Source organism: Lutibacter sp. B1, from assembly GCF_012524075.1.
GTDB lineage: Bacteria > Bacteroidota > Bacteroidia > Flavobacteriales > Flavobacteriaceae > Lutibacter.
Map to the genome: position 1 here is coordinate 1 of NZ_JAAZUI010000115.1, position 1,071 is coordinate 1,071.

A 1,071-nucleotide genomic window follows, 5' to 3' on the forward strand; every position below is an offset into this window, starting at 1 on the left:
TAGGATCTTGAATCCATTTATTGATTTCACGAGATATAGTTGAACGAGATCTGTTTAAAGTTTTAGCGATATAAGCTTTGGATTTATTCTCGTTTAAAAGTGTCTCAATTTTGATTCTTTCTTTAAGTGAAAGTCGTCTGTGTTTTAAACTCATATTTACAAATCTATAAATTTAGATTTGTTGCGTTAAGTTATTGAATAGACCATTTTTTCGGACTGCTTGCTTGTAACGGGTTTGTATAAGATTTGTGCGACTGGAAAATCGGAGATTTTTCGGTTGTAGCAAATCGTTTGTTGAATGTTTGTCGTTTTGTACTTGTTCAAATTTAAGCATAAATTTTATACGTTGTTGGCTACAGTATTTTCGGTTTTTTTAATATTGTCATTAATTTTTTTATTCGTAATAACAAATCGTGTGATTATAATTCCAAAAAATATAACAATCGGAAATTTCATATATTCCCAATAAGGATTGTTCAGATTCATAGTTTGCCAGGAACTCATTATTAAGATAATTACTCCAAGTAAAATGGGAATTAAATTATTTATACTCAATCTATTATTTAGCTTATTAATTAACTCCTTTAAATCAATATTCAATTTTTCAAGGTTATCAAAATCATTGAACTTATTAATTCGCTTTAGATGTATTAAAAGTTTTAATTCTATAATATTATTCGGTAAATTTAACAATGATATTAAACTTAAAAGAGCAAACAGGGCTGTGTTTTGCCATTTATAGTTCTCATATCCGAAATATTCGGAAATCAAACTAGTAAATATAAATCCAAAAGAAAGGATACTCAAAACAATATGCATTAAAATCAAAACTTTTAAAGTTTGAATATGTCTTTCAATTCCTTTATTTCTTTCTCCATAATTAGATTTTAGAGAAACTATAATATTTTTTCTTGCGTCAATTTTTGTTGTCATCATATTGTAGCCAACGGTTTAGGCTATGTTGTCGTTGTGGAAAAATCGGTAAGATTTTTCCGCCATAGCAATTATGTTAGTAAATATACGAGGATTTTCTGAAAAAGAAAATCCGCCACAATGCAATATAGCCATTGT

Annotated in this window: 2 protein-coding genes; both read right to left on the reverse strand. The window is 27.6% G+C overall.

Going from position 1 to position 1,071, the window contains the following annotated elements:
* On the reverse strand, window positions 1-154 hold a 154-nt coding region (locus HGB55_RS15720; protein ID WP_168817822.1), incomplete at its 3' end, for a helix-turn-helix domain-containing protein.
* Window positions 155-339: 185 nt separating this feature from the next.
* On the reverse strand, window positions 340-936 hold the full coding sequence (locus HGB55_RS15150) for a hypothetical protein (protein WP_168817922.1): 597 nt from the start codon (window positions 934-936) through the stop codon (window positions 340-342).
* Between the last annotated feature and the right edge of the window lie 135 nt (window positions 937-1,071).